The sequence below is a fragment of the Cellvibrio sp. QJXJ genome (assembly GCF_024452345.1).
Classification (GTDB): domain Bacteria; phylum Pseudomonadota; class Gammaproteobacteria; order Pseudomonadales; family Cellvibrionaceae; genus Cellvibrio.
In genome coordinates this window covers 642,820-667,404 of record NZ_CP101662.1, presented here as the reverse complement: position 1 = coordinate 667,404, position 24,585 = coordinate 642,820, and the positions used below count along the sequence as shown (strand labels likewise).

Annotated in this window: 2 protein-coding genes; both read right to left on the bottom strand. The window is 45.1% G+C overall.

Annotated features, from left to right (window positions below):
• Positions 1–184: 184 nt before the first annotated feature.
• Positions 185–10,906 (bottom strand): SDR family NAD(P)-dependent oxidoreductase, encoded by a 10,722-nt coding sequence (locus NNX04_RS02855; protein ID WP_261947435.1) that lies wholly within the window; start codon positions 10,904–10,906, stop codon positions 185–187.
• A complete protein-coding gene (locus NNX04_RS02850; RefSeq protein ID WP_261947434.1) occupies positions 10,903–24,552 on the bottom strand; it encodes an SDR family NAD(P)-dependent oxidoreductase in 13,650 nt (4,549 codons plus the stop codon). The genes NNX04_RS02855 and NNX04_RS02850 overlap by 4 nt, the downstream gene beginning before the upstream one ends.
• Positions 24,553–24,585: the final 33 nt, after the last annotated feature.

Genomic DNA, 24,585 nt, shown 5'->3' with positions numbered 1-24,585 from the left:
AGACTTATTATTCATATCGGTAATTCTACACAAAACGAATAGCACAACCCCAATGCGACTAAAAACCTGCATCTCTATAACTGCAATACAATTAATAGCCAAGGAGGGATAGCCACTCATCATCAACAAAGCATCTTTGTATTACACACCCTGCTGCTACTTTGTGGCCAAATTATCCTATTTGCTAACTAAAGGTAGGATACCCCTGATTATGTTGCTTACCCCCGTGCCCATTTTTAAACTTACGCTTCAAGATGCTTTTCACTTCCGCATTATATTCACGCACTAGAAACGCACCAAACGCCTCCAGATCGGGATACTCTAAAAATATCGTTGGCGACAAGTCAATATCAAATGTGGAGCATATTTTCTGACTAAACTCATTGAAACTAATTGAGTCGAAGCCGTATTCACTCAATTCCAAATCGGCATCAATATCATCTTCAGGTATTTTTAGCTGTACCGAAGCCATACTAATCAAGACCCCTTGAACCGCTTTCGCCAATTCATCACTTGAAAAATCATGGATATCCTTGACCACAATCGAGTCTTTTTTAGGCTCGCCACCGTCAAAGAAATTTCCTTCGGTAACCAAAATCTCTTCAACTTCAACATTTTCGACCTCATCTTCTTTTTTATTAAGATCTATCGCTGCAATAGCGGCAACCTTTTTATAGGTCAATCCGGACAAGACTGCACACACAATACCTTTTTCGTCCATCAAACTTATATTGAATTTACTCTCACTCTGACGATCGTAACTCTCATCACTATAGCGAGCCCACACCCACATATTTTCTGTGCAGCGCGCATATACATCAAGAGCATCCAGAGATAAGGGCAAAAGAGATTCACGTTCGCCAATTTCGTTTATTCCCTGCAGCCTTAATGATATTTGTAGTGCACTATCAAATAAGCTTGGATGCACACTAAATTGTCGCCACTGGTTATGCACTGCTTTAGGTAGACAGACCTTGGCAATACAATAAGGTTGATTCACACCATCCAACCCATGATAAAGGCCTTCAATTGATTGCAACCCAGAACCATATTCCAAACCAATAGAGCTAAAGTACCTGTAAACATCACTTGTGCCTAATGATTCCGTATCACAGTCGTCTAGCAAATCACCAACATTTACATGAGTTACATTGGAGCTCTTAATCAACTCAGCTTTACCACGAAAATATATGTGTTCATCGTCATTTTCATCTAAACCAAAGACTATACAGTGAATACTCTGATCTTTGTGCGGCAACAAATGGGTGGTAATTTGTTGTGGCCTATCGACATCCAAGGACTGCAACCACGCATTATCCGTTAAACGAATATGCCAATAAGTTGTATCAACCAAGTCTTCATAACTTTCACCAAACCCTTGCTGAAGGGATTCACAAACAATTTCCAGATAACACACGCTAGGTAAAATTTTGTGTCCTTGTAGCTGATAATCATTGAGGAAAAATTCTTCGCCGGAAAATTCACTCGTAAAACTCGTTTTAAATGCCGTGGAAATATCACGATGCAAGAGAGGTTTTATTACAGGCAATTGTTTTGCAGTATCCATCTTATTATCAACTGCTATCTCTACCTTTTCTTCACTCTCCTCTTTCTGCTCTGGATTAGCCCCAGCAGCAGTTGTCGAAGCAATGGTTTGTGCTGGTTTTTTTTGAGTAGACGGCCAATAAGACTGTAAATCAAAGGCGTAGGTCGGAAGTTTTACGCGGCGGCGCCTTTGGCCTTCGCTATATAAGTGGGTCCACTCAACGTTAAGGCCTTGGGTCCAAAGATCTAACAAGCGAGTATATTCCCCGCGCTTTATCCACTGCTTAAAAATACCTTGCAGCTCTTCGTCATTTTCAAATGCGGATAAAATATTTTTATTTTGCTTCGCGTTACCAGAGAAAACATTCACACCATTAGGAAGGCTGCCAGAAGAGGGATTATCTAATAAGGCACATAGGGTCGATTCCATTTCACCAAGACTTTCTGCAACAAACCCAATACGTTCATCCATTGCATCTCTACCCACTTGCAAGGTATAGGCAATGTCGGCCATATTTACATTGTTGTACCTGCCACTATGTATCGCCGCAAGTAAATTGCTTATTTGTACACGTAATTGCTTTTGATTTTTTGCAGACAGCACAATAAGTGCCTGCGGCAATGCGCTAGATTCAGATATTACCCTTGCAAAAGATGATGGTACATATTCCTCCACCACCACATGAGCATTTACCCCTCCATAACCAAATGAGCTGACACCAGCTCTGCGAGGAATCTCTTTACCCTGTCTATCCAACATCGCCTGCCAAGGCTGGTTTTGCTGTACTACGTAAAACGGGCTGTCTTCAAGCTTAATGTAAGGATTGATGGCTTCTGAATGTAAGTTGCGTACCAATGTTTTATGTTTGAGCTGCATTAATACTTTCATTAAACCTGCAGCACCGGCGGCAAGCTCTAGGTGTCCAATATTAGTTTTCACTGAACCAAGTCCGCAACGCTGCGGTTCTTTGGATGAACTCACGTTGTCGCTTAAAAGACTGGAAAACGCATTTTTCAAACCATTGATTTCAACTGGGTCACCTAACGCTGTTCCAGTACCGTGGGCCTCAATATAGGTTACCGTGCTGGGGTCAATTCCAGCTTGAGTATAAGCATCAACTAAAAGTGCAGCCTGGGCTTTTGTATTAGGCGCAGTCAAGGAAGTCGCACGGCCACCATGATTTTCAGCGCTGCCGCGTACTACACCATAAATATGATCGCCATTTGCTTCAGCGGCATGAAGTGGTTTGAGCATAAACATTCCTACGCCCTCCCCTCTTACATAACCGTCTGCTTGATCCGAAAACGTTTTGCAACGACCGTTTGGTGAGAGCATACCGGCTTTACTGAAACCAATGTGACCACCCGGTGTCACGAGTGTATTCACTCCACCCACAATAGCTGCTTCCGCCTCGCCGGATTGCACCATTTTTACGCCCCGGTGAATAGCCACCAAAGCACTAGAACACGCAGTTTCTATAGGCTCACTTGGGCCGTGCAAGTTCAGGAAGTAGCTCATTCTATTGGGACCAATAGACGGTGACATACTCATGGCTGTGGAGACGGTAATTGGCGTGCCTGCTCGGGTGACTAAGTCGTTATAACCACTTACAGAAGTACCAACCAAGATCGCGATTTTCGAGCCCGACAAACTGGAAGGGGCATATCCCGCATCTTCAACACATCGCCACACATGCATCATCAATAAACGCTGCTGAGGATCCATTAGCTCGGCTTCCCTTGGAGAAATACCGAAAAATAGCGGGTCAAATTGATCAACCCCCTCAATGAATCCACCCCACTTACAATTGGTTTTATTGTCTTCGGTGGCGGGATCACCATGTACAGCTTCCCAATCCCAACGCGCTTTGGGTATTTCACGAATACAATCCCTGCCTGCAAAAAGGTTATCCCAAAATGCATCAACATCTGCAGCCATAGGAAAACAACCGCTAATTCCAACAATAGCAACGGGCTCATTCAGCCTCGGACTAATTGGAGAGCTTGCAACAGTTATTGGATTTCGACTGAGTATTGAAAGTGGTTTCGGCATGTCGCCACTTTTTCGTGATGCCACTGGTGCATGTTGAATCGCGACTTCTGTTTTTGCAGTCGCACGTTTTGTATTCTCTACTTTTGCTGATGCTCTACCACCAAAGTAACGTTCCAAATTACTTTTGTGCTCTTCCACCAAATACCCGACAAATGAAGATAGTGTTGGGTATTCAAAAAATAGCGTAGGTACTAATTCAATACCAAAGTCATTACTAACTCCCTCGGCAAACTCGGTTAGTCGAACCGATTCATAGCCCAACTCATTCCATTCAATATCTGCCTCAATTTCCTCTTTCGGCAGTTTCAGCTGCTCAGCAATTCGGATAGTTAACAGGGATTCAACTTGGCGCGCGAGGATGACTACATCGATAGCCGTCTCAGTTGACGGCACTTTTATGGCCGACACAGCTACCTCAGCTTGCTTCTCTGACTTAATCCGGGTGACTACTTGACGGACTTTCTGTTCCTCAGGTGTTTGCTTTAACAACACTTCTCTCATTTTCGTCGGGTTGCCATGCAACACCAAACACTGAGAAGGGCCATTGCGCTCATCCGAAGCTGCCATCACTTGATAAAACGCTTCAATACCCGCACGGCTTTCCAGAATCGAAAGACCAGTACTTTTCATCATATGACTTTCGGTGTTCTTATCTAATTGCATGCCCCCTGAGCGCCACAGCGGCCAGTTAATCGACACACTTTTCCCGTGGCGATTCCCTTGTTTAACCCACTCGCGACGCTGGATCATGTAGTGATCCATAAAACTGTTGCCTGCAGCATAGTCCCCTTGACCTGGGTTGCCCAATGCACCAGCAATTGACGAAAATGCCACCAAGAAATCTAATTCCTGCGCTTGGCTTGATGTATCCAAGTACTCCAAACCACACACCTTAGGCCCTAATACTACATCCACGTCGCTCAGATTTTTATTCCGTATATAGCTATCACGGATTACACCTGCACCGTGCAAGATGCCATGAAGCCCTCCATAACGTTGTACTACGGTTGTCATCAAGCCTTTCACAGATTCTGGCTCAGTCACATCCACACGCTCGTACACAACCTGTGCACCACGCTCACGTAATTTGGATAAGTGTACTTCCTGCTCTTCACTCAAGACCGAACGCCCAGTGAGAATCAAGGTTGCTTGCTGAGTATGAGCCACAATATCTTGCGCAAAAATCAGCCCTAAACCGCCAACGCCTCCCGTCAACAGGTAGACGCCATGGTCCCGCCAAGGGTGACTGGGCACTTGACGAACCTCTAGTACGTGCCATCGACTGACTTGGCGCTGGCCATCGACGTAACGGATTTCATCTGCATCTGGCTGGCTGCGGTTTTCGAGCAACACCTCGGGTAATGACTTACCGCTGTGGGATGCCGTCCAGGTAATCGCCTGACAGGTCAGCTTTGGATTTTCCCCCTGAGCTGTTTTCAGTAAACCTGCAATACCACCATACAGCGACTCGCCGGCGGCACTGGGTGGTACAACCACTTGCAGTAAAACAGGCTTGGTTAAGCGACTGCTTATGAGCTGTTGTAACTCATCGTACAACTCAGCAGCCAAGCGTTGGTAACCTGTCGCAGAGATCGCTTGTGCACTACCCACCTGACGATACTCAGCATCAGGAAGCACTGCTGCAAGTTCCGTGGTGGAGACACTCTCAACCGCATACACTAAATGCTTGGCAAACTCAGTGGCCCCACCCTGTGAAGCTTCGGCATCTCGCCACTGGGGGATTACCAATAGGGTTTGGGTTGCAGGGCTGCTTGTTAAGCGACGAGCCGAGAACCCTTGCAAACGAACCGCAACCCGGCCTGTATCGTCACACAGGTCAATATCAAATTTTTGCACTTTGGCATCTGCACTACTACCAGGGCTATAACGCGCCCACGCCCACGCTAAACCACGGCACGCACCATAAATCTCGGCGCTTTCCAAAGCAAAAGGAATACCTTCCGAGGGCGATTCATCCTGCCATATCAGCAGGGCAGTAGCCTGTAAGGCTGCATCCATCACACTTGGGTGTAAATAAAAGTCATTGCCACTTGCAGCAACACTCTGTGGAAGCCTCACCCTGGCTAACACTTGCGAGCCATCTGTATATAGGGCTTCCACACCTCGGAAGGCCGAACCATATTCCAAGCCAATGCTTTTAAAGCAATCGTAATATTCAGGCACAGTCAGTGTGCTTTGTGCTAGCGATTGTTGTAATGATTGAACATCCACTTGCGGGGCTTCCATCACCGGTAAAAGCTGGGCAATCCCTTGGCTGTAAATATGTTTACCTCCCTTATCCTCATCATTTGGACGATCAAGACTGCCGCTGTATATGCTCAGCCCAATGGAATCGCCACCTTGTTGGTTTAATTGAGGGGTTAAATCAATGTGCATGACAAGCGGTTGGTCACCTACCACAGCCGGCCTTAACCAAGTGATATTGCTGAGTAGCACTACCGCTTCATCGGCCTCCATGCCCGAGGACTGCAACACCGCTGCGCGGGCCATTTCTAAATACGCTACACCGGGCAATACACATGCACCCTTGAGCTGATGGTCGGATAAATAGAACTCATCCCTTCTCAACACAGTGCTGAAACGTTGAAGGTCAAATCGCGAAGTATTTCTGTGTAGCAGGGGGTGGAGTTGTTCATGACGAGCGTTGTACGATCCTGCCTTCTCTATGCTATCAGGAGCCCAATAACGTTCTTTAGCAAAGGGATAAGCTGACAAGCTGATTCGCTTAACCGGCACTGAACCATAGAGCCCTTCCCACGCGATAATTTGGCCTGTCACCCAAGCGGACAATAAGCTGCGGTAGTTTTTCTGCTCCAACCATGTGCCTACTTCATGGTTCCCTGCTTGGGTTAAAGCAGGCCCATCACCTCTAACAACTTTCCCTTGATAAAGATTATCCAGAGTATGGCCTTGTAGGTAGTGTGTGAGCTTTTCTTGTAGCTGGACCACCGAATTCACCACAAAGCCTAAACGTTCTCGCATTGCTTCACGCCCGGTTTGCAGTGTGTAAGCTATGCGTACCAGAGTGTCATTGCCACTCTCTTGGTTGGCAACCAGCTCCTGTACATCTGCTAGTAAACGCTCAACTCTCTGCTTTAGCGCAGCTTCTGTACGCGCAGACAAAACGATGGCGACAGAATTGAGAAGGTCTCTTGATGACACAGTTTCACGAGCAGGTGCCACGTACTCTTCTAACACCACACAGGCATTTGAGCCGCCAGCACCAAACGACGAAACAGTGGCTCGACGTGGGTATTCTTTTCGTTCAACACCGTGCTCTATCACTGGGCGGGGCCAATCTGCCAAAGATTGCTGTACCACAAACGGCGTGCGGGAAAAATCAATGTTGCGGTTTAACTGCTCAGAATGCAGCGACGGCACCAACTTGCGATGCTTCATTTGCAGAAGCACTTTACTCACTCCCGCAATACCTGCCGCACTTTCACAGTGACCAATATTCGACTTAACTGAACCAATAGCACAGTACTGTGTATCTTTAGTATATTGTCCAAAGGCACGCGTTAATCCGGCAATTTCAATCGGATCACCCAAGGGGGTACCGGTACCATGAGCTTCCACATAGCTTAGTGTACGCGGGTCAACATCCGCATCGGATAAAGCGTTTTCGATCACTGCCGCTTGGGCCAGGGGGTTAGGAACAGTATAACCATTGGTTTTACCTCCGTGATTGACAGCAGAGCCTTTAATGACACCATAAATATGATCGTTATCACTTATCGCCTTATGCAGTGGCTTAAGCAGCACAGCACCAACACCCTCTCCCGGCACATAGCCGTCGCCACCTTCACCAAAGCTCACACAGCGCCCGTTACTTGCAGTAAATTGCCCCTGAGATAACAACAAATATTTGTTGGGATGAATGGAAACATTCACTCCTCCAGCAATTGCTACCTCGCATAAACCTTTATTGATATTTTCACAAGCCAAGTGAATCGCTGTTAATGACGATGAACACATGGTATCAACAGCCATGCTTGGTCCATGGAAGTTGTAATAATAGGAAATGCGATTAGCAATCGAGGCTGGATTGCCTGGTAAAACCATACCTTGTCCCAGAGCTTGAGCTTGGGCACCGAATAATTGGTACTCGGAATACATCACACCGACGAATACGCCGACATTATTGATCGCCAATACGTTATGGAGTAGGTTCTCTCGGGTATATCCTGCATCTTCGATGGTCTCATACACACACTGTAAAAATAGCCGTTCTTGAGGGTCAATAAACATGGCATCGACAGGTGATACATTAAAGAATTTTGCATCAAACTCGTCCACACCAGAAATAAAGCCTCCCCATTTACTATAGGTTTTTCCTTCTGCTCCCTTTTTGCCGTCAAAGAATTTGCTGTTGTCCCAGCGCTGTTTGGGAATTTCAGAAATGCAATCAGCGCCGTCGACGAGCTTGCTCCAAAGCTCTCCTAATGAATCACTGGAGGCGTAACGGCCGCTTAAACCAATAATCGCGATGTCAGAGTTTTGTGCCTGCGTCGAAATATGATGTCGAACCATACGGGCATCACGAGGGGCCCGTTTGTTACGGGTAGTTTGCGTTTTAATTTCGTTCTCAGAGAGTACGCTTGTTTCCGTGTATGTTTCATGATTAATAATTGACGTACTTGTATTCTCAAAAATAACCGCCTTGCTATCACTTGAGTCTGTTTGCACCAAGCCTTGTAGAATACCGGAATAATTTTGAATAAAGTGATCGGCGACTTCCTGAATGGTACGCACCTCAAAAAATAGCGCTTTAGATAATGAGCCAAATTTCTCCTCCAGGATATTGGTTAATTTACTGACCATCATGGAGTCAAAACCATAGTCTTCCATGGGGGCAGTAATATCAATACGTTCTGCAGGCAGCTTCAACATGCTGGAAAATTGATGAACAAAATATTTATACACAGCCAGCTCGAAAGCATCGCCCTGAGGCAGCTCTTTATTAGAACGAACAGTTGGAATGTTTTGTCCAGTTAATTTTTCTGCGTATTTTTCTGTATCTTTATTGGCGTTATTATTTTTTTCGAGCGACTTGTACATACCCATAAGTCTCCCCTTAACACCGGTATCGAGGAATGCCAATATTTGCGCTACCGCACGATCGTTCACAAACTGTTCATCGTCTGTCGGTTGCACCAAATACACCGATAAGGATGAGCCAGCGCGAACGGAGGAAGACACCAAGGTATTTCTATAGTCCATATAGGCATCCGCAAAACCGCTCATCATTACAGGAGCTGTTTCGTTAAATGACGCAATAGCAAGGCAGACAAAAAAATCGAGCTTTTGATTCTGCGTTGCACTATCCACGTTAATCACACTCACCGGTAATGAGAGTGATGAGTTATTGCTGGATAAATTCTGCCGCTCATCCTCGCAATAAAAGACTCCATTTACAGAGCCTCGCCGCTTTTCTATTTCAGCCACCAATTGCATCAATGCCTGAGGATCACCAAAATTAATACAATGGTATTCCATTGTCGCATTACTTTGGGAAAGCTCTTCCAACCGCGCGCCTTGCTCAGCCGAAAGTGGTGCTTGCCCAACGAAGATAATGACGGGATCATTCACTTTTTCAGAAATGGCTTTAGCAAGGGCGATTTCTACAGGCGTCATTGAACCAAACAGTATGTAAATTCCCTGTTGATTCCATATTGTATTACTGGCCGGCAGCACTGGAGCAGCCACTGCTTGTAAACAAGTCGCCTGCCTTTGACCCCCTAGATAACGCAAGGTAGATAACGATGCATTATCCAAATCCTGGCGTAAGCGCTCAATTAGAGTTTGAGTTTTAATACGGTCGTATATTTCTATACACTGGATAGTAATACCAACATGTTTTTGAGAAAGCGTATTTAACAAACGAGACAAGCCGGTATAGCAGGTGTTAGCAAAGTTAGTTGCTTGATGGCTTTCATATCCTTCCAGTCCACGACTAGCGAGACTGGTATTGGCATTAATCACCATTTGTATATGCAAACGCTCAGACGTAGCACCCCGTATTAACAGCGCAATATAATTCTCCATTGTTGTAGCAATATTACTATAGCGCTCACTTAAACATGAACGGTCACTGTTTAGTTGTATCACGTGGCTTGATGAAAATTCGCCTTGAAGTCCAGCCAATGCTTTTTCAGTGAATTCACCCAGCAGTAATACATGATGTTGCGAGAAGAAATTATCTTTTAACTCTTTATTCGGCTCCTGAGCTTCCCAACGCGCTTGGAAAAATACAGGCTCAGCCTCAAACAATGAATGGTGACTTTCTTTTACAATTTGTTGCGAAGGTCGTGAAAAAACGTCAACATTAAATTTACGCGCAAGAAGCCCTTCCAGCTCCACACAGACTTTTCCGGAAGTATCCATTAAGGAAATATCCAGTGTATCCAGACTAGCCATGTCGGAGTGGTCTGTACTAAACCTTACCCAAACTAAAACTTTAGCAGGCAGAGCCTGATAAACACGCACTTTATTCAGTGCATAAGGAATAGCCAAAGAAAAAAATTCTTCATTTAAATACAAGCCTATGGCGGCCTGTAACGCACTGTCCATTAGACCAGGATGCAGAACGTAATCAGCAAGTGAATCTTTCAGGGTTTCCGCCAATTCCAGTTCAGCTAAAACCTGTCTATGCCCATTTTTATCTGTACCTTTTCTTATTTTTTTGACACCTTGGTGACTAGGACCATACTCCAAACCAGCCTGTTGAAACAACGCATAAATATCACGAGCGTTTTCTTCAAAACACACTGTATTGAGCTCAGACACATTTATTTGTTTAAGATCTTTATTATCCGTAATAGATATGCGCCCTTCACTAAACAGTACGTTATCCCCTTCTCTATCTATACCGAATATTTCGAATTCCGCCTCAGAATCTCCCTGAGGATAAACGGCAATTTTTATTGAGATTGTTGTGTCATATATCCCAATAGGACTCACCCAAGTTACATTATGAAATTCACACTGCCCACGTCGGTTTAAAGCTGTCTCGGCGGCAACTCTGGCCATTTCCAAGTGCGCAACCCCAGGAAGGACTTTGGTACCCAAGAGTTGATGATCTTCAAAAAAAAATTCATGGCCACTAAATTCAGATGTAAATATCAGCTGGTTCGCCGTTGAGTTATTGACATGCACTAACGGACTCAACCTTTGTTTAGCGGGTGTTTTTTGTAGCGCAATATATTCTTCGATCAAACTTTTCGCTTGTACTGAAGAAAGCTTCCTTTCTTTTATTTCACTATAAATATACTCTAAAATATTCATACGCTACTCTTTTCCCCATAAACTTTAAATGGTAAAACTGAGGTTTTCCTAACGGCCTCATCAACACTAATATCATCATTTAAAAGACTATTGATAATCCCTGAGACATCACGTTCTTCCATTATTACCTTTCGTTTAACTGGCGTGGATGTTTCCGGAAATTCCTGCGTCGCTTGAAAGTTTTGTTGCCCTTCAACTACTTGCTCCTCAAAAATCTTTTCAGGTGCAGGCTCTTCATCTAAATAACCTCCAGGCCAATAGCTTTCTTTAGCAAACGGGTAAGTAGGGAGATGTACACGTTGCAGAGAGTGTTGTCCTGCATTATTTCTATATAAATTTAGCCACGGAATATTAAGTCCTTTCACCCACATACTCGCTAATTGGTCATAGTTTTTTTCTAACATCCAGTTTTCAATCAGAATTCCAAAATGCTTGTCCATGCTGAGACTAGAAAATATATCCTTACCGCTTTTTGAATTGCTGCGAAAAGTACGTACATCAGTAGTGTTATCGGTAAGACAAAGAGCCAGTTTTTCTTTAAGCTCAGATAAAGACGTCACAATGCAAGCAAAGCGCTCTTCCATACTGGCTCGTCCAACTTGCAGGGTATAGGCAATATTAGCCAGGTCAGCATCGCCCCATGTATTTTCCTCTTCCAGTAAACGTATAAGATTTTTCACACTGTCTAGTAATCTCTGAGAGTTTTTTGCAGACAGAGTTATCAATACAGGTGGTCTATCTGCAACAATGCGATCTAAGTGCTGGGGCGTTTTGCAATATTCTTCAAGCACAATATGCGCATTAACCCCACCAAAACCAAAAGAGCTTATTCCCGCACGTCGTGGAATGATATTCCCGGTCTGGTCATGCAAGGCTTCCCACTCTTGCCCATCTTGCAGAATATAAAATGGGCTGCCCTTAAGATTGATGTAAGGATTTATTTGATCGCAATGTAATGTTTTAGCAAGCTTTTTGTATTTAAACTGCATTAACACTTTCATTAAACCTGCTGCACCTGCAGCTAATTCAAGATGGCCAATATTCGTTTTTAATGAACCTAACGCACAACGAGGGTCACTCACTGTTGCTTCAGGGTGCTGTGCATAGAGCTCGGCAAACGCACTTTTTAAACCATTAAATTCTACTGGATCCCCCAGTTCAGTTCCCGTTCCGTGTGCCTCAATATAAGTAACTGTACGTGGATCTATTTTGGCTTGGTTGTACACATTTTTAAGCAGTGCTTTTTGTGCATTTACATTCGGCGCAGTTAGCGAAGCCGCTTTTCCACCATGATTTTCAGCAGTACCAAGGATAACCCCATAAATTGAATCACCATCTCTCTCAGCATCACTCAATAATTTAAGAGTAAAAACACCAACCCCTTCACCGCGCACATAACCGTCCGCTTTATCAGAAAAAGTTTTACAGCGACCGGTTTTGGACAGCATCCCGGCTTTACTAAAACTAATATGCTCCGTTGGCGTAACGATAGTATTCACACCACCGACAATGGCGAGCTGGCTACGGCCACTTCTTAATTCAAGTACCCCACGGTGCACTGCAACGAGCGAGCTGGAACATGCGGTATCAATCAGCTGGCTGGCACCATGAAGGTTCAGTAAATAACTCACACGATTAGGACCAACAGAAGCTATCACCCCCGTTGCACTATGTTGTTCGGGTGCAATACCTGCTTGATCAACAAGGTCTCTATAGCCACTAATGGTTGTCCCGAAAAATACACAGGTATCCGACTCGGCCAGCCCACTTGGCGAGTAGCCAGCGTCTTCAATACTCTTCCAAGCATGCATCATCAATAAACGCTGTTGGGGATCCATAAGCTCAGCTTCCCGCGGAGAAATACCGAAAAAGAGTGGGTCAAATTTATCAATTCCATCGATAAACCCGCCCCATTTGCTATGGGTTTTGTTTTCTTCAGTGGTGGGGTCACCATAAATCTCTCGCCAATCCCAACGGGCTTTAGGAATTTCACGGATACAATCTCTGCCGTCAACAAGGTTATCCCAGAAAGTGTCAACGTCTTCAGCCATTGGGAAACAACCACTTATGCCTATCACCGCAACAGGTTCATTGTCACGGCGGCTAACGCTGATAGGTTTCACTACTGAGCTTTGCGCAGCAGTTGCGCCGAACTCAGGCGTTTGCTGTGCTACTGACGGAGTTGGAATGGATAAAGCGCTTGCAACGGATGAAGGATTTCCCTCAGTAAGGAGATATATTGCCTTACTACTCGAGTTGAAGTACCGCTGTAAGTTGCTCGGATATTCTTCAACGAGATACTCAGACAATGCCGATAAAGTGAGGTGCTCGAAAAACAGTGTTGGCACCAATTCGATATCAAGGTCATCATTGAGGCTTTCGGCAAACTCCGTTAAACGAACCGATTCATACCCCAACTCACTCCATTCCATATCTCCCTCAATATCTTCGGTTGGGATTTTCAATTGGTTTGAAATGCGTGACGTCAACATCACCTCAAGCTGACGCAATAATGTCGTTGAAGAAATTTTTTCTTCAGCTACGGCGGTACTTTTTGTCTCCGTTATTTGGACGTCCACTTTTTGGGTTTGCCTTGCACCACCAAAGTAACGTTCCAAATTACTTTTGTGCTCTTCCACCAAATACCCGACAAATGAAGATAGTGTTGGGTATTCAAAAAATAGCGTAGGTACTAATTCAATACCAAAGTCATTACTAACTCCCTCGGCAAACTCGGTTAGTCGAACCGATTCATAGCCCAACTCATTCCATTCAATATCTGCCTCAATTTCCTCTTTCGGCAGTTTCAGCTGCTCAGCAATTCGGATAGTTAACAGGGATTCAACTTGGCGCGCGAGGATGACTACATCGATAGCCGTCTCAGTTGACGGCACTTTTATGGCCGACACAGCTACCTCAGCTTGCTTCTCTGACTTAATCCGGGTGACTACTTGACGGACTTTCTGTTCCTCAGGTGTTTGCTTTAACAACACTTCTCTCATTTTCGTCGGGTTGCCATGCAACACCAAACACTGAGAAGGGCCATTGCGCTCATCCGAAGCTGCCATCACTTGATAAAACGCTTCAATACCCGCACGGCTTTCCAGAATCGAAAGACCAGTACTTTTCATCATATGACTTTCGGTGTTCTTATCTAATTGCATGCCCCCTGAGCGCCACAGCGGCCAGTTAATCGACACACTTTTCCCGTGGCGATTCCCTTGTTTAACCCACTCGCGACGCTGGATCATGTAGTGATCCATAAAACTGTTGCCTGCAGCATAGTCCCCTTGACCTGGGTTGCCCAATGCACCAGCAATTGACGAAAATGCCACCAAGAAATCTAATTCCTGCGCTTGGCTTGATGTATCCAAGTACTCCAAACCACACACCTTAGGCCCTAATACTACATCCACGTCGCTCAGATTTTTATTCCGTATATAGCTATCACGGATTACACCTGCACCGTGCAAGATGCCATGAAGCCCTCCATAACGTTGTACTACGGTTGTCATCAAGCCTTTCACAGATTCTGGCTCAGTCACATCCACACGCTCGTACACAACCTGTGCACCACGCTCACGTAATTTGGATAAGTGTACTTCCTGCTCTTCACTCAAGACCGAACGCCCAGTGAGAATCAAGGTTGCTTGCTGAGTATGAGCCACAATATCTTGCGCAAAAATCAGCCCTAAACCGCCAACGCCTCCCGTCAACAGGTAGACGCCATGGTCCCGCCAAGGGTGACTGGGCACTTGACGAACCTCTAGTACGTGCCATCGACTGACTTGGCGCTGGCCATCGACGTAACGGATTTCATCTGCATCTGGCTGGCTGCGGTTTTCGAGCAACACCTCGGGTAATGACTTACCGCTGTGGGATGCCGTCCAGGTAATCGCCTGACAGGTCAGCTTTGGATTTTCCCCCTGAGCTGTTTTCAGTAAACCTGCAATACCACCATACAGCGACTCGCCGGCGGCACTGGGTGGTACAACCACTTGCAGTAAAACAGGCTTGGTTAAGCGACTGCTTATGAGCTGTTGTAACTCATCGTACAACTCAGCAGCCAAGCGTTGGTAACCTGTCGCAGAGATCGCTTGTGCACTACCCACCTGACGATACTCAGCATCAGGAAGCACTGCTGCAAGTTCCGTGGTGGAGACACTCTCAACCGCATACACTAAATGCTTGGCAAACTCAGTGGCCCCACCCTGTGAAGCTTCGGCATCTCGCCACTGGGGGATTACCAATAGGGTTTGGGTTGCAGGGCTGCTTGTTAAGCGACGAGCCGAGAACCCTTGCAAACGAACCGCAACCCGGCCTGTATCGTCACACAGGTCAATATCAAATTTTTGCACTTTGGCATCTGCACTACTACCAGGGCTATAACGCGCCCACGCCCACGCTAAACCACGGCACGCACCATAAATCTCGGCGCTTTCCAAAGCAAAAGGAATACCTTCCGAGGGCGATTCATCCTGCCATATCAGCAGGGCAGTAGCCTGTAAGGCTGCATCCATCACACTTGGGTGTAAATAAAAGTCATTGCCACTTGCAGCAACACTCTGTGGAAGCCTCACCCTGGCTAACACTTGCGAGCCATCTGTATATAGGGCTTCCACACCTCGGAAGGCCGAACCATATTCCAAGCCAATGCTTTTAAAGCAATCGTAATATTCAGGCACAGTCAGTGTGCTTTGTGCTAGCGATTGTTGTAATGATTGAACATCCACTTGCGGGGCTTCCATCACCGGTAAAAGCTGGGCAATCCCTTGGCTGTAAATATGTTTACCTCCCTTATCCTCATCATTTGGACGATCAAGACTGCCGCTGTATATGCTCAGCCCAATGGAATCGCCACCTTGTTGGTTTAATTGAGGGGTTAAATCAATGTGCATGACAAGCGGTTGGTCACCTACCACAGCCGGCCTTAACCAAGTGATATTGCTGAGTAGCACTACCGCTTCATCGGCCTCCATGCCCGAGGACTGCAACACCGCTGCGCGGGCCATTTCTAAATACGCTACACCGGGCAATACACATGCACCCTTGAGCTGATGGTCGGATAAATAGAACTCATCCCTTCTCAACACAGTGCTGAAACGTTGAAGGTCAAATCGCGAAGTATTTCTGTGTAGCAGGGGGTGGAGTTGGTCCCCACTACTGACGATAGGAACATTACCAGGGCTATGGTCGCCCTGATTATGTGGAGAAAACTGCTCAATGATCTCGGGCACCCAATAACGTTCTTTAGCAAAGGGATAAGCTGACAAGCTGATTCGCTTAACCGGCACTGAACCATAGAGCCCTTCCCACGCGATAATTTGGCCTGTCACCCAAGCGGACAATAAGCTGCGGTAGTTTTTCTGCTCCAACCATGTGCCTACTTCATGGTTCCCTGCTTGGGTTAAAGCAGGCCCATCACCTCTAACAACTTTCCCTTGATAAAGATTATCCAGAGTATGGCCTTGTAGGTAGTGTGTGAGCTTTTCTTGTAGCTGGACCACCGAATTCACCACAAAGCCTAAACGTTCTCGCATTGCTTCACGCCCGGTTTGCAGTGTGTAAGCTATGCGTACCAGAGTGTCATTGCCACTCTCTTGGTTGGCAACCAGCTCCTGTACATCTGCTAGTAAACGCTCAACTCTCTGCTTTAGCGCAGCTTCTGTACGCGCAGACAAAACGATGGCGACAGAATTGAGAAGGTCTCTTGATGACACAGTTTCACGAGCAGGTGCCACGTACTCTTCTAACACCACACAGGCATTTGAGCCGCCAGCACCAAACGACGAAACAGTGGCTCGACGTGGGTATTCTTTTCGTTCAACACCGTGCTCTATCACTGGGCGGGGCCAATCTGCCAAAGATTGCTGTACCACAAACGGCGTGCGGGAAAAATCAATGTTGCGGTTTAACTGCTCAGAATGCAGCGACGGCACCAACTTGCGATGCTTCATTTGCAGAAGCACTTTACTCACTCCCGCAATACCTGCCGCACTTTCACAGTGACCAATATTCGACTTAACTGAACCAATAGCACAGTACTGTGTATCTTTAGTATATTGTCCAAAGGCACGCGTTAATCCGGCAATTTCAATCGGATCACCCAAGGGGGTACCGGTACCATGAGCTTCCACATAGCTTAGTGTACGCGGGTCAACATCCGCATCGGATAAGGCTCGGCTGATTACAGCCGCTTGCGCCTGTGGATGAGGCACGGTAAAGCCGTTTGCTTTTCCTCCGTGATTGACAGCAGAGCCTTTAATGACACCATAAATATGATCGTTATCACTTATCGCCTTATGCAGTGGCTTAAGCAGCACAGCACCAACACCCTCTCCCGGCACATAGCCGTCGCCACCTTCACCAAAACTGATGCAGCGCCCGTTACTTGCTAAAAACTGTTCCTGCGCAAGTACGTGGTACTTATTAGGGTGAATTAATATATTCACACCACCAACAATCGCTGCACTACACTCACCCTGACGAAGGCTTTGGCATGCCAAGTGCAAAGAGGTCAAGGAAGAGGAGCACATGGTATCCGTGGCAATACTCGGACCACGGAAACCCAATGTGTATGACACTCTATTTGCGATAGTACCTGTAGAACCATGCAAGCCGTAGCTTTCGCCCTGGGACATATCCGTTTTACCATAGAGCTGGTACTCAGACATCCATGCCCCAACAAAAACCCCTACCGATCTAGAAGCACAGATGGAATCTTTGGTGTAACCGGCGTCCTCCAATGTGCTATAGGCACATTGGAGGAAAATACGCTCTTGCGGGTCTAGATATTCTGCTTCAACCGGTGAAATGCTGAAAAAGCGTGGATCAAAATCCGCAACACCTTGAATAAAACCACCCCATTTGCAGTAATTTTTTCCCGCGACGCCTTTCCGCTCATCAAAGAAACTTTCACTATTCCAACGCTCACGAGGAATATCAGTAATGCAATCTTTCCCAGCCACGAAATTTTGCCAATATGCGTTCATATTGTCGGCTTGAGGGTAACGGCCAGATAATCCAATGATGGCAATATCTTGCTCTCGCCTATTTGCCATAGGGATAGAACGAAGCTTCACCCGAGGCACAATAAACTTTTCAAAGTCTGAACCCTGAGAATTTTTTTCAATACTTGCTAGAGCATTCTCACTTTGGGTGTTTGTGCTGTGCATTTGTGCATCACTGGCACACATGCGAACGGTTACTTTTTGCAAGGTGGCGGTATGATGTTCAGCAAAAAATTCCGCAAGTTCTTCTATCGTCTGAAATTCAAAAAATAGAGTGGTTGAAAGTGAACCAAAATCCGCTTCGAGTTTTTTGGTCATATCCAAAGTCATGACCGAATTAATGCCGTACTCGGTTAGCTGCGCCTTGGACTCCATATTTTCCACAGGCATCTCAATAGTTTCAGATACCATTTGCTTTAAGAAAGCACACCCTTGCTCAACTAAAGAAAGCGAAGAAAAGTCTTTTGTCACAACATTTTTTTTAACAGGTGAATTGTTTCTTGACTCGCTCTGCGCGGATTCAAAATGAAGCGTGGGTGTTTGTTGCTTGTCGTCGACTTTAATCTGACGTACAGCAAAGCCTTCAATTCGAACACACATATTGCCGTCTTCATCACACAATGCCAAATCGAATTTTTTGATCTTGGATTCAGCTGTTGTACCTGGTGCATAACGTGCCCACACCCACATAACCTCACAGCAACCGCCATAAACAGTCACACGATCCATACTTAATGGAATTGAGGGTTCACGCTCACTATTAAGGGGATTTTCCAAATCCCAAAACATCAGCACAGTGGAGTGGAGCGCCGACTCAAGCATTGTTGGGTGTAATACAAAATCGTTGAGAGTAGATTGTGCAGGCTCAGGCAGCTTTAAACGCGCTAAGACTTCATCATCCCGCGTATACAGTGCATTTAAACCTTGAAAAGCAGGCCCAAAATTATGGCCAATTGCATGGAAATGTTTATAGATCTGAGCAGCAGACAATGGACTATCCGATACACCGCTTCGTATCTCATCCAGATCAATCATAGGTGCAGTCGTTGCAGGTAAAAGTTTAGCCAAACATTGGCTAAACACTGTTTTTTCATCACCCGCCTCACTGTATACCAGCAGATTCACTTCCTGATTTTCTTCAGGAAATAAACCGATATGTATATCCAGTGGCTCGTCACGTACAACGGCGCGATGGCGCCAAAGAATATTACGTATTTCTACACAGATGTCACTCGACTTAGACTCTGTTGCACGCAACAGTGCTTCGCGGGCCATTTCAATATAAGCCACACCAGGTAAAACCGATTCACCTTGAATTTTATGATCCGATAAATAAAAATCGTCCGCACTAAGCCGTGTGCTGTAACGCTGTTCAGAAAACAGCGTTGAGCTATTTTGATGCACTAATGGGTGTAAATTTTGCTCTTGCTTAACACCACTTGACTTAGCATCTTTTGCCCATTCGTCACTAATCCAATAACGTTCTCGAACAAACGGATAAGAGGAAAGACTCACGCGTGCAATGGCTTGCTGCGGGTAACATTTTTCCCAATCTACGTTATAGCCAGATACCCAAATATCTAATAAACGACTGTATTTACGCTTGCTCAACCAACTGTTAACTAATTGCTCATAGTCTTCATCTCTCTCTGCTTTATGGACATCTTGTTTTTGCCCTAGGAAAACACCTTCTGCAGATTTTTCTCCATTGAGAAATTGCTGAATTCTATTTTTTAATTCAGACATGGAGTGAACAATTAGACCAAGTCTTGCCCTCATGGCTTCACGGCCAACTTGCAAGGTGTAAGCAATGCTCACTAAATGTGAATTAAGTTCGCCGTCTTGTACCTCTAGATTATTAAGATCGCTTAGCAACCGCTGTGCTCTTATCTGCAATTGTTCTTGATTGCGCGCAGACAATACAATCGCCACAGGCAAATCCGCTTCATTGATGGCAGCGTTTTGCCCATGATCAAGCGTAGGAGCTTCCTCAATAATGGCACACGAATTTGAACCTCCCGCTCCAAAAGACGAAACACTGGCTCGCAGTGGATATTCTTTTTTCTTACCCTGCTCTTCAATGACTGGGCGTGACCATTTTGTTGCTGCTTGCTGAACAGAAAAAGGCGAATCAGAAAAATCAATATTTTTGTTTAACTGATGCGAGTGCAACGAGGGCACCAGCATTTGATGCTTCATTTGTAGCAAGATTTTACTTATCCCCGCAAGACCCGCAGCACTTTCACAATGACCTATATTCGACTTCACCGAGCCTATAGCACAAAACTGTTTGTCATTGGTGTACTCTTTGAACACTCTGTTTAAGCCGTTAATTTCAATCGGATCACCCAGCGCAGTTCCTGTACCATGTGCTTCCACATAGCTGAGAGTCCGTGGATTAATTTTGGCATCTTTTAAGGCCTGACGAATGACATCTGCTTGTGCAATGGGATTAGGCACATTGTAGCCATTGGTTTTTCCACCATGATTTAGCGCAGTGGATTTAACGATTCCGTAAATATGATCTTTGGCTTTTTTCGCCTCTGAAAGTGGCTTAACTAACAGCGCACCTACTCCCTCAGCCGGGACATACCCGTCGCCACCTTCACCAAAACTTTTACAATACCCATCCGTTGAAGCGAATCGACCCTGGGCAAGTATGTGATATTTATTGGGATGAATATTAACATTCACACCCCCGACAATGGCCGCCTTACACTCCCCTTGACGAATGCTTTGGCAAGCTAAATGCAAAGCCGTTAATGAGGAAGAACACATAGTATCAACGGCAATACTTGGCCCTGAGAATCCCATAGCAAATGACACTCGATTAGGCACGGAAGCCAAGCTACTTAATACCCCATGACCATAACCTGCAGTCATATCAGTCTTACTGTGCAGTTGGTATTCAGACATCCAAATGCCCACAAACACACCGACTTTCCCCTGACCATTTAGTACATCTTTGGTATAACCCGCATCTTCAATTGTGCTGTATGCGCACTCTAAAAATAAGCGCTCTTGAGGGTCCATACCTTTGGCTTCAAGAGGGGATATATTGAAAAAACCAGCGTCAAAATTTTCTACGCCATCTAGAAAGCCACCCCACTTGGTGTAAATTTTTCCTGGGGTTCCTTTTTCAGGGGCATAATATTGTTCAGCGTCCCAACGATTTTTGGGTACTTCGCTGATGCAATCAACACCGTTTTTAATATTTCTCCAAAAAGTAATTAAATCATCCGCCTGAGGGTAACGACCAGACACACCGACAATAGCAATATCGTCCGTTAAACGATGATCCACTGTTTGCCCCGGCCCAATATGACGTTGTGTAATAAATCGTGCTGAAGGCAATTTTTCGGCCACAAGTTCATCTGTAGTAGATTGATATAACGGTTCAGCGGCAGCGGTATTTTTTTTGCTATCGTTTATATTCGCATTAAAACCAATAATATTCGCTAGTGAACCTGAGAATTCTTCGAGAAAATATCCACTCAATTCTTCGAGTGTTCTATATTCAAAGAAAAGAGTCTTAGATAAACGACCGAAATCTTTTTCCAGCTCTTTGGTCATTCCAATCGCCATTACAGAATCAATACCGTATTCCTCTAACTCAGCCTCAGCTTTAATTTGCTCCACAGGCAATTCAGCATAACGTGATAAAACTCTCTTTAGATACTGAATCGAAAAGTCAGATAGAGTTGCTTTCGCCGTTGAGTCATTTAATTCAAGCGCCGAGAATTTACTTGCCGTTGGATTAAGTTCCTCACCCTCACGGGAATAAATAGTTTTTCCACCAACCTTACGTTCTAACAAGGATTTATCAGCACTGACTCTACGTGTAGAAAATCCTTCTAAACGGGCATGCACTTCACCATTTTCATCACACAGGTCAATATCAAAACGACGAACAGAAGATGTCACATTACTGCCCTGGCTGTAACGCACGACTACCCACAAGGAAGTATTACAATTCTCATAAATGGTGATTTTATCCAAAGAGAACGGAATGGACGGGACCATTTTATCTTCTGGTGGGCAACCGTCTTGCCATATTAATACTACGGATGCTTGTAGCGCGGCATCCAAAATACTTGGGTGTAAACCGTAAGCTGTACTGTCACTGGCTACGCTTTGTGGCATAGCGAGATGGGCAAGTAATTGGCCATCACCAAGGTAACATTGATCAATGCCTTTAAACGCTGGACCATAATTTAAACCTACCGAGGCAAACTGCGCATAACAGTCTGACACAGATAATTCATTGACCAACAGTTCGCTTTTTAATGCGGAAAGATCAATAACAGGAGCATCAACGTCTGGCAATAAGCTCATCACACCTTCGCTATGGAAATACCTATTGCTGCCCTCCTCGCTGTAGACGGTGTAGGCAATATCTTCCCCTTCAGGCAGGAGAGCAATATGCAACCTCACATTTTCCTTACCGACAATTATTGGCTGCAACCATGTGATATTTTTTATTTCTACAACACCTTGATCGCTTAACGCTTCCGAAGCGTGGAAAAGCGCTGTTCGAGCCATTTCAAGATGACATACACCTGGCAATACCAAATCATCATGCAATTGATGGTCGGCCAAATAAAATTTCTCCGACTGCAATAATGTACTGTATCTTTGCTGCAATAGAGTGGAAGTATTTCTATGAAGCAATGGGCGTAATACTGTGGAATGATCTTGCACAGAAAGGGCTAAGTCATTCTTTTTAACATCTCCCAACCAGAAGGTCTGTTGCGCAAAAGGGTAAGTCGGCAAACTCATACGCTTAGGCTGCACTTGTTCATCTACGTATAATTTTTTCCAATCAACTTTTGCACCAGCAGCCCACAGCATGGCTTGTGTCTTTACGATTTCTATATCTTTCCATGGCTTAACCACCGTCAGTATTGATTTTTCTTGTTCTGTAAGTTTATTTTTTGTCTGGTTTTTTGCACTACCAACAAAACATAATTCGCTTTTGTTTTCACCCTTAATAAACGCATCAAACTCACGTATCAATGCGTCTTTATCACGCGCAACAAATGCCGCTCGTTGAGGCATAGGTTTGCGGCCGACTTGCAGGGTATACGCAAAGTTCTTTAACGATACATCGTCAGCATCCTTTAAATAGCCAGAAAGACGTTGCACATACTGCGTCAATCTTTCTTCATCGCGAGCAGAAACTACCACTGTGTAATAATTTTTCTCTGTGGTATCCAGGTTATGTGCAGGCTCATCAATTGATTGATATTCCTCCAGAAGCAGATGGCAATTAGTACCACTAAAACCAAAGGAACTAATTGCCGCCCTGCGGGGTTCTCCTGGCACAGCCACCCAAGGTTGGCTTTCTGTATTCACGTAGAATGGCGAATTAAGGAAGTCAATTTTTTCGTTAGCTTGGTTAAAGTGTACAGAAGGCGGAATCGTATTATTTTTAAAAGCCAACAGTATTTTAGTCATACTCGCCACGCCCGCCGCTGCAATGGCATGACCAATATTGCTTTTCACAGAACCAATGGCACAATATTGTTTTTTATCTGTACTGCCTCGAAACGCTGTAGAAAGGGCCTCAACTTCAATAGGGTCTCCAAGCGGGGTACCTGTTCCATGGGCCTCAACAAAACCAATGGTAGCCGGATCAACTTTTGCTTGTTTGTAAACATCGTTAATTAATTGAACCTGGGATAATGCATTGGGAGCTGTAATACCATTGCTTGCTCCATCCTGATTCACACCAAAGCCTTTAATGACAGCGTATATAGAATCTCCGTCTTTTTCTGCTTGACTCAGGCTTTTTAATAAAATAGCCCCCACACCTTCGCCCGGAACAAAGCCATCAGCACGGTTATCAAATGCTTTGCATTTTCCTTCCGGAGACAGCATGCCAGATTGGCTCATCAATATATAACGGCTTTGGTCCAAATGCAGCGTAACACCGCCGGCCAATGCCATGTCACATTCTTGAGAACGAATACTGCAACAGGCCAGATAAATCGCCACTAAGGACGATGAACACGCAGTGTCTACCGCCATGTTCGGTCCTTTAAGATCCAAAAGATAAGAAATACGAGCAGCCAGTATCGAGCTTGAGCTACCAGTAAGTTCACTGGCTTTACGTTCACGTGAACTGTCTTGCTCAAGTAATACTTGATAGTCTTTATTCATTACACCAACATAAACACCACATTTACTTCCGGCGAGGTCTGCTGGTTGATATCCGGCATCCTCAAATGTATGCCATGCCTCTTGCAAAAATATTCTTTGTTGGGGATCCATAGTCGCAGCTTCAGCCGGCGACAAATTAAAAAAGAGGGGATCGAACTCATCCACGCCCTCTATAAAACCGCCCCATTTACTGTAAGAAACATTCTCCTGCGTACCAGTACTATCAAATCCCTGCTCTGCATTCCAGCGAAATTCAGGAATCTCAGAAATGGCACTGCGCCCCTCCTTGAGCAATTGCCAAAAATCATCTTGTGTGCCGCCACCAGGGAACCGACCCGACATACCTATTACTGCAATAGGTTCATTGCGTTGGTTTTCGATTTTTTCTAGTTTTTCCTTAGCTTTACGTAACGCTTGTGAAGCAGTAGATAATATTTCTTTGGTTTTTTTCGCAGATAACATCTTTTCGCTCATACCGGTTATTGCTCGCACTGAATTTCCGTTTAT